Source organism: Stenotrophomonas sp. P5_A8, from assembly GCF_056400545.1.
The window spans coordinates 1-7,636 of record NZ_JBFULB010000182.1 but is presented as its reverse complement, the minus strand read 5'-3'; the positions used below and the strand labels follow the sequence as shown (position 1 = coordinate 7,636).

The window sequence follows — 7,636 nt, the reverse complement described above, 5'->3', positions numbered from 1 at the left end:
CTGCTGGACCAGCCGCCAGGCTGCCACCGACGAATCCACGCCGCCGGACACGCCCACCATCACCCGTGGGGGGGGTACTCAGTCTCCCGCACGATCGACAGCGGGTGGCGCTGTCCGCCGAGGTAGTCGACGACCACCTCCCAGACCAGCGGGCTGCGCAGGCGTGCGTGCTCGGCCTGCAGTTCGGCCGGGCTCAGCCACACCGCGCGCAGGATCCCCTCGTCCAGCGGACGGGCCGGATCATGGCTGACCGGCTCGGCGGCATAGGCAAAACGCAGGAATGCGGTGCCGTCCGGGGCGGTCCACTGGTAGACGCCGATGAAGGCGCTCAGCCGCACCTGCCAGCCGGTCTCCTCCAGGGTTTCGCGCACCGCCGCGGCGGCCAGGCTTTCGCCCGGCTCGAGGTGGCCGGCCGGCTGGTTCAGCACGTCGCGGCCGTCGATGCGCTCTTCCACCAGCAACAGGTGCCCGTCACGCACCACCACGGTGGCAACGGTGACATGCGGCGTCCAGCGCGGGTGCTGCACGGCATTCACTCAGTATTCGTCCGTCTCGGTCAGTTCGTTTTCCATTGCATCGGCGGTACGCATGGCCGCATCGATGGCGTCGCTCAGCGCAGCGGCGCTGGCATTGGCGTCCACCTTGACCACGAACATGGCCAGCTGGTCCTGCTTCACCCAGCCGCCCAGCTTGGCGTCCTGCGAGTCTTCCAGCAGGCGGTTGGCCACCGCAGCCGGGAACTGCTTGCCCGGCGAGTTATAGCCCGGAGACCAGATCTCGCGGATCTTCTGGGTGCCGAATTCTTCCACCGTCGAGCGGACGAACACCAGTTGGGTGCGGTCATCGCCGGCGTCGAAGACCAGCTTGTAGTCGCCGTCCTCGTCGATCTCGTAGGGGTAGTCCAGCTGCTTGAGCACCCGGCCGACGGCCTTGTCGGCTTCGGCTGCGTGCGCGCCAAACACCGTGGCGGTCAACAACAGCGCGGTGACGATCCTTTTCATGAAATCCCTGTGAATGTGGAGATGGATAGGGGGATTGTGAAGGGCCACAGGGGCAACGTCCATTCCCGCTATAATGGACCGATGCCACGAGAGCCTTCCCAAGAACCCCACCACGATCACGGCGTCATGCTGGAACCGGCCCGGCCGGAGGTGGCACCGCCGCCGTTCTACCAGGTGATGCTGTTGAATGACGACTACACCCCGATGGATTTCGTGGTGACCGTCCTGCAGAGCTTCTTCGCCATGGACCTGGACAAGGCCACCCAGGTGATGCTCCACGTACACACCCGCGGTCGCGGCGTGTGCGGGGTGTTCACCCGTGAGGTCGCCGAGTCGAAGGTCGCCCAGGTCAACGAATTCTCGCGCATGAACCAGCATCCGCTGCTGTGCACGATGGAAAAGACCAGCGGCTAACCGCTCGCCTCGGCCAGCCGCTGCACAGCCATGGCCGCCACGGCCAGATTCACCGGCGCGGCACCCCCATCGGCCAGGAACCACACCGCCGAGAGCCCGGCGCTGGCCGCGATCCAACGCAGCAGGCGCGGGCGCTCCAGCCCGGCCCGTGCGCAGACCTGTTGCAGCCGCTGCTCGAACACGGCCTCGTCAGTGGCCACGTGGATGCCCGGTCCGCACACATCCGGGTTGGTGAACAGCACCGTGTAGTCGAAGGCACGGTCGCCCTGGACCCGTTTCGGGTCGATCGCCAGCCAGCCGCGTGCGCCAAAATCCAGCACGTTGTCGTGATGCAGGTCGCCATGCAGCGGCCTCGCCTCGATCTGTGCCTCCAGCGCCGTCATCGCCAATGATCTGCACTGTTCCAGCAGTGGCGACAGCGCGATCGGCGGCGTCAGCAGATCGCTGAACCACCGGTTCAAGTCCAGCAGCCCGTCCGGCGGCGCGCCCCGGGGCCGATGCAGGCGTTCCAGCACCCCGCACAGGATCGCGGTGGCTTGCGCATCCCGGCCCTGGATCGACATGTCGCGCAGGCAATCACCCGGCACGGCCCGCTCCATCAGCAGCGCCGGGCCGTCGTGCGCCAGCACGCGCGCGGCCCCGTCGCCGTCCCACCAGCGCAGCAGCCGGTGGCCGTTGCGCTCCTCGGCATCCGTGCTCACCTTCAACATGGCGGCGCTGCCGTCGGGGAGGCGGACCGGGTACAGTTGGCCGCGCGGCGTGGTGATGACATCGCCATCACGGGCGAGCTGCCATGTCGTGAGGTGGGTTCGGGCATGATGGAGTCGCTGGAATGGCCTGGGGAATCGGTGAGCGGTGGTCGGACTGCTAACGCCGTCTGAACGCACCGATCCGCTAGGGTGATGGAAATTGCGCAGCAAGGCCGCATATTGTTTCCACCTGCCGCCGGAGTAGAACATGTTCAGTAAAGACCTCGAACACACCATCGGTCAGTGCTACAAGCGCGCCCGTGAGGCCCGGCATGAGTTCATGACGGTGGAACACCTGCTGCTGGCACTGCTCGACAACCCGTCCGCCCAAGCCGTGCTCAAGGCCTGCGGGGCGGACGCCGAACGCCTGCGCCAGGAGCTGGAGCAGGCCATCGAGGCCTCGGTCTCGCGCCTGGCCGAAGACGACGGCCGCGATACCCAGCCCACGCTGGGCTTCCAGCGCGTGCTGCAGCGGGCCGTGTACCACGTGCAGTCCTCGGGCAAGAAGGAGGTCACCGGCGCCAACGTGCTGGTCGCCATCTTCGGCGAGAAGGACTCCCACGCGGTGTATTACCTCAACCAGCAGGACGTGACCCGGCTGGATATCGTCAATTACCTGTCCCATGGCATCGCCAAGCTGGGCGAGGACGGCGAAGTGCCGCCGGCCGCCGACGGTGAAGGGCGTGCCGAGGGTGGCGAAGGCGAGGGCAAGGGCGACGCGCTGGCCGAGTTCGCCAGCAACCTCAACGAAGCGGCCCGCAATGGCCGGATCGACCCGCTGGTCGGCCGCAGCGATGAGATCGAGCGGACCATCCAGGTGCTGTGCCGCCGCCGCAAGAACAACCCGCTCTACGTGGGCGAAGCCGGCGTGGGCAAGACCGCCATCGCCGAAGGCCTGGCCAAGCGTATCGTCGAAGGCTCGGTGCCCGATGTGCTGGCCGATGCCATCATCTACTCGCTCGACCTGGGCGCGCTGGTGGCCGGCACCAAGTACCGCGGCGATTTCGAGAAGCGCCTCAAGGGCGTGCTCACCGCGCTGAAGAAGATGCCCAATGCGGTGCTGTTCATCGATGAGATCCACACCATCATCGGTGCCGGCTCGGCCTCGGGCGGCACCATGGACGCCTCCAACCTGATCAAGCCGGCGCTGGCGTCGGGCGAGCTGCGCTGCATCGGCTCGACCACCTTCCAGGAATACCGCGGCATCTTCGAGAAGGACCGCGCGCTGGCGCGGCGCTTCCAGAAGATCGATATCGTCGAGCCCACCGTGGGCGAAACCTACGAGATCCTGCAGGGCCTCAAGCCCCGCTACGAAGCGCACCACGGCGTGACCTACGCCGATGACGCGCTGCAGGCGGCGGTGGACCTGTCGGTGAAGCATATCGGCGACCGGCTGCTGCCGGACAAGGCGATCGACGTGATCGACGAGGCCGGTGCGCGCCAGCGGCTGCTGCCCGAGGGCGAGCGCAAGGAACTGATCGACATCGAGGAGATCGAGACCATCGTCGCCAAGATGGCGCGGATTCCGGCCAAGCAGGTCAGTGCCACCGACAAGGACGTGCTCCAGCATCTGGAGCGCAACCTCAAGATGGTGATCTTCGGCCAGGATCCGGCCATCGAGACCCTGTCCTCGGCGATCAAGCTGGCCCGCTCGGGCCTGGCCAACCCGGAAAAGCCGATCGGCAACTTCCTGTTCGCCGGCCCCACCGGTGTCGGCAAGACCGAAGTGACCAAGCAGCTTGCGCTGCAGCTGGGCATCGAGCTGGTCCGCTTCGACATGAGCGAGTACATGGAGCCGCACTCGATCAGTCGGTTGATCGGTGCGCCCCCGGGCTATGTCGGCTTCGACCAGGGCGGCCTGCTTACCGAAAAGATCGTCAAGACCCCGCACTGCGTGCTGCTGCTGGACGAGGTGGAAAAAGCCCACCCGGACATCTTCAACATCCTGCTGCAGGTCATGGACCGTGGCGTGCTCACCGATACCAACGGGCGCGAAGCCAACTTCAAGAACGTGGTGCTGGTGATGACCACCAACGCCGGCGCGGCCCAGGCCTCGCGACGTTCGATCGGCTTCACCCGCCAGGACCATGCCACCGACGCGATGGAGATCCTGCGCAAGAGCTTCACGCCGGAATTCCGCAACCGCCTCGATGCGGTGGTGCAGTTCCAGCCACTGGGCTTCGAGCACATCCTGCGGGTGGTGGACAAGTTCCTGATCGAGCTGGAAATGCTGTTGCAGGAAAAGCACGTCAGCCTGTCGGCGACCCCGACCGCGCGCGACTGGCTGGCCCGCCACGGCTTCGACCCGCTGATGGGCGCCCGCCCGATGGCGCGCGTGATCCAGGACAAGGTCAAGCGCCCGCTGGCCGACGAGTTGCTGTTCGGCAAGCTGGTCAACGGTGGCCGGGTGAGCATCGATGTCCGCGACGACGCGTTGTTCGTGGAAGCCCAGGCCGAGCCGGAACGGCGTCTGCCTGCCACGGTGGAGTGATCGCCGGGTAACGTGGATGCAGTCGTTGAAAAAGCCCCGAAAGGGGCTTTTTCATTGCCAGCCATCACGTGCTCAGCGTCGCGCCCGTGCGCGCGTGGCGAACTCCTTGGCCGTGATCGACTCCACATCGCTTATGCCGCACTTCTGCGATTTGGTGCGCAGGCTGCTGATGCCGCCGCTGCACAGCTCGCCGGCCCGGTCGGGGGTGACGAATTCCAGCTTGGGCGACAGCGCGGCGCTGTTGCAGCTGTTGTTGAAACGCACGATGTAGTGCTGGTCGCCGTTGCGCAGCAGCACGTCGCGATCGGCATTGGCACGCACGATCTGCTGATCGGCGCTCAGGGTGACGCACGCGCTCGCAGCGGCGGCGGGCTCGGCGGCGTTGGCCGCAACGGCGGAGCAGGCGGCAAGGAGCAGGCTCAGCAGGGACAGGGTCTTCATGGCGGGGGCCGACAGTGGCGATCCGGAGTGGACCGGGACCAGAGTGGCGCGGGCTGCGCCATTGCGAATCTGCAGCAAGGCAGCCTGACCGATGTCAGGGTGCACAGGGTAAGGGTGTCGCCCGGCAGGGGTGTGCACTTTTTCGCGCCCACGCAAAAAGACCAGCACCTGGCTGGCCTTCTGCGTCTCCCGAAGGGAAGTCGCCCGAACCGCTTATTTCATGCGGTAGGTGATGCGACCCTTGGTCAGGTCGTAGGGCGTCATTTCGACCTTGACACGGTCGCCCGTCAGGATGCGGATGTAGTTCTTGCGCATGCGGCCGGAGATGTGGGCGATGATTTCATGCCCATTTTCCAGTCGTACGCGGAAAGTGGTGTTCGGCAGCGTCTCGCTGACGGTGCCTTCGAACTCGATGGAGTCGTCTTTCGACATGTAGTCCTGTGCAGTTCTGTAAACGGCCGAGCTGGCCTTAAGAGCGGGCATTTTACGCGCCTTCGCCCGTTCATGCAAAGTTTGCGTTAAACGCTTGGGTTTACTGGGCATTCACCCGTTACGCGTGGGTCAGGCATCGGTCAGCCCGGTCGGCAGGCATCAAGGCCCCGGTAGTGCCGACCGTTGGCCGATGCCGCATCAGGCCCGGCCCGCAAGCAGGGCCGCATCCATGTCACCAAACCGCTCCGTCCACAGTCCCGCCGGCGCCTCCAGCTGCACCTGTTGGCGCACCAGCGTCAAAAACCGCGCGCGTGACCAGTGCTCGGCGCCCATGCTCAGCAGGTGATCGTTCTCCACCTGCGCGTCGATCAGCGGCCACCCCCACTGCGCCAGGCGATGGGCCAACGCCGCCAGCGCTACTTTTGAGCCGCCACTGGCCGCACTGAACATGCTTTCGCCGAAGAACATCCGGCCAATCGCCACGCCGTAGATGCCACCCACCAATCGGCCTGCATCGAAGACCTCCACCGAATGCGCGTGGCCCATCCGATGCAGGGCGATATACGCCTGCTGCATGGGAACGGTGATCCAGGTGCCGTCCTGGCCCGGTCGCGGACTGGCGGCGCAGGCGGCGATCACCTCGGCGAAGCGGGTGTCCGCGCGCACCGTCCACGGACTGTTGCGCAGGCTACGGCGGAAGCGCGAGGACAGGCGCACCCCGTCGGTGCGGAACACCATGCGGGGGTCCGGCGACCACCACAGCAGCGGCTGGCCCTCGGAGAACCAGGGGAAGATGCCGTTGGCGTACGCATTGAGCAGGCGCACCGGGGACAGGTCGCCACCGACCGCGAGCAGTCCGTCCGGATCACGCAGCGCGGTCTCGGCGGGCGGGAAGGGGGCATCCGGGCGGGCGCCCAGCCCCCAGGGCAACGGCCGGCTCATGCCGGGTCCGCAGCTTTGAAGGGGCTGTGCTCGGCCAGTGCCACTGCATAGCGCGCCACGTCCTCGCGCTCACTCGCGCACCAGCCGCTCAGCGCGCCGGCGAAGGCCGGCTCGGCCACCCAGTGGCGGCTGCGCACGATCTGCGGCAGGAAACCGCGCGCCAGCTTGTGCTCGCCCTGCGCGCCGGGTTCGAAACGGGTCAGGCCCTCGCGCAGGCAGTATTCGATCCCCTGGTAGTAGCAGGTCTCGAAATGCAGGCCAGGCAGCGTGGCGCCGCCCCAATAGCGGCCGTACAGCGTGTCGGCGCCGCGCAGGCACAGCGCGCCTGCGACCGGGGCGCCGTCCAGCTGGGCCAGGAACATCACCAGCTGGCGCGGCATCGAGGCTGCCAGATGGCGCAGGAACGGCAGGGTCAAGGCAGGCGAGTTGCCGTACTCGGCGAAGGTCTGCAGATAGAACCCATGCATGGCGAGCAGGTCATCTTCGCTGGCTTCATCCCCATGCACGATCCGATAAGTGACCCCGCTGCGTGCCAGCTTGCTGCGTTCCTGGCGGATGTTCTTGCGGCGCTTGTGGTCCATGGCGGCCAGGAAATCGTCGAAATCGCGCCAGTCGCCCGGGTTGTGCCACTGGAACTGGATGTCCTCGCGGAGCATCCAGCCCGGCCCGAATGCCGCATCTTCCTCGGCGCGGTGGAAATTGACGTGCGCCGACGACCAGCCGATGCGATCGACCTCGGCACGCAGCGCCTCGGCCAGTGCTGCGCGATCGACGTCGTCATGCGCCAGCAGGCGCGGCCCGGTCACCGGCGAGTACGGCACCGCACCCAGCCATTTGGGGAAGTAGTCCAGCCCGTGCCGCGCGTAGGCGTTGGCCCAGGCATGGTCGAACACGAACTCGCCGTGCGAGTTGTCCTTCAGGTAACCGGGCATCGCTGCGACCAGGGTGTCGCCGTCCCACAGGGTGAAGTGGCGCGGTCGCCAGCCCCATTCCGGGCGCAGGCAGCCGTGCGCTTCCAGCCCGGCCAGGAAGGCATGGCTGACGAACGGGTTGCTGCCGTCGTGCAGGGCGTCCCAGTCGGCGGCGGGGACGTCGGAGAGGCGATGGAGGAAGCGTGGATCAGGCATGGGGAGAGGATAGGGCAGGGCGATGGGGAATGGGGGGGG

General features: G+C 66.7%; 10 protein-coding genes. 2 read left to right on the top strand and 8 right to left on the bottom strand.

Annotated elements, in window-relative coordinates; all coding sequences use genetic code 11:
• The 3 genes from AC1DQP_RS13190 to AC1DQP_RS13180 form a co-directional block, all read right to left on the bottom strand.
• Nucleotides 1-60: hypothetical protein (locus AC1DQP_RS13190; RefSeq protein ID WP_478051761.1), on the bottom strand; the 60-nt coding region annotated here is incomplete at its 3' end.
• A complete protein-coding gene (locus tag AC1DQP_RS13185; protein WP_478051760.1) occupies nt 60-536 on the bottom strand; it encodes an NUDIX hydrolase in 477 nt (158 codons plus the stop codon). The genes AC1DQP_RS13185 and AC1DQP_RS13190, both read right to left, overlap by 1 nt.
• Entirely contained in the window at nt 537-1,001 is a 465-nt protein-coding gene (locus AC1DQP_RS13180; RefSeq protein ID WP_256776703.1) for a hypothetical protein, read from the bottom strand.
• 81 nt (nt 1,002-1,082) lie between these two features.
• Here AC1DQP_RS13180 and clpS point away from each other — a divergent pair, with 81 nt between their 5' ends.
• On the top strand, nt 1,083-1,415 hold the full coding sequence (gene clpS / locus AC1DQP_RS13175; RefSeq protein ID WP_256776704.1) for an ATP-dependent Clp protease adapter ClpS: 333 nt from the start codon (nt 1,083-1,085) through the stop codon (nt 1,413-1,415).
• On the opposite strand, the gene AC1DQP_RS13170 is transcribed toward clpS, so the two are convergent.
• Complete coding sequence (locus AC1DQP_RS13170) at nt 1,412-2,374, bottom strand: aminoglycoside phosphotransferase family protein (protein WP_478051759.1); 963 nt, start codon at nt 2,372-2,374, stop codon at nt 1,412-1,414. The two genes, clpS and AC1DQP_RS13170, sit on opposite strands and share 4 nt — an antisense overlap.
• On the opposite strand from AC1DQP_RS13170, the gene clpA reads away from it, so the two are divergent.
• Nucleotides 2,373-4,655, top strand: coding sequence for an ATP-dependent Clp protease ATP-binding subunit ClpA (gene clpA, locus AC1DQP_RS13165; protein ID WP_256776706.1), 2,283 nt, complete (start codon nt 2,373-2,375; stop codon nt 4,653-4,655). The two genes, AC1DQP_RS13170 and clpA, sit on opposite strands and share 2 nt — an antisense overlap.
• A 72-nt stretch (nt 4,656-4,727) precedes the next feature.
• On the opposite strand, the gene AC1DQP_RS13160 is transcribed toward clpA, so the two are convergent.
• The 4 genes from AC1DQP_RS13160 to AC1DQP_RS13145 all read right to left on the bottom strand — a co-directional run bounded on the left by AC1DQP_RS13160 (nt 4,728) and on the right by AC1DQP_RS13145 (nt 7,597).
• Nucleotides 4,728-5,096, bottom strand: coding sequence for a hypothetical protein (locus AC1DQP_RS13160; protein WP_256776707.1), 369 nt, complete (start codon nt 5,094-5,096; stop codon nt 4,728-4,730).
• 213 nt (nt 5,097-5,309) lie between these two features.
• Complete coding sequence (gene infA, locus AC1DQP_RS13155; RefSeq protein ID WP_005409596.1) at nt 5,310-5,528, bottom strand: translation initiation factor IF-1; 219 nt, start codon at nt 5,526-5,528, stop codon at nt 5,310-5,312.
• 198 nt (nt 5,529-5,726) lie between these two features.
• Nucleotides 5,727-6,470: a leucyl/phenylalanyl-tRNA--protein transferase gene (gene aat / locus AC1DQP_RS13150; RefSeq protein ID WP_478051758.1), complete on the bottom strand. Its 744-nt coding sequence runs from the start codon at nt 6,468-6,470 to the stop codon at nt 5,727-5,729.
• Nucleotides 6,467-7,597 (bottom strand): GNAT family N-acetyltransferase, encoded by a 1,131-nt coding sequence (locus AC1DQP_RS13145; RefSeq protein ID WP_256776709.1) that lies wholly within the window; start codon nt 7,595-7,597, stop codon nt 6,467-6,469. Before AC1DQP_RS13145 ends, aat begins: the two co-directional genes overlap by 4 nt.
• Nucleotides 7,598-7,636: the final 39 nt, after the last annotated feature.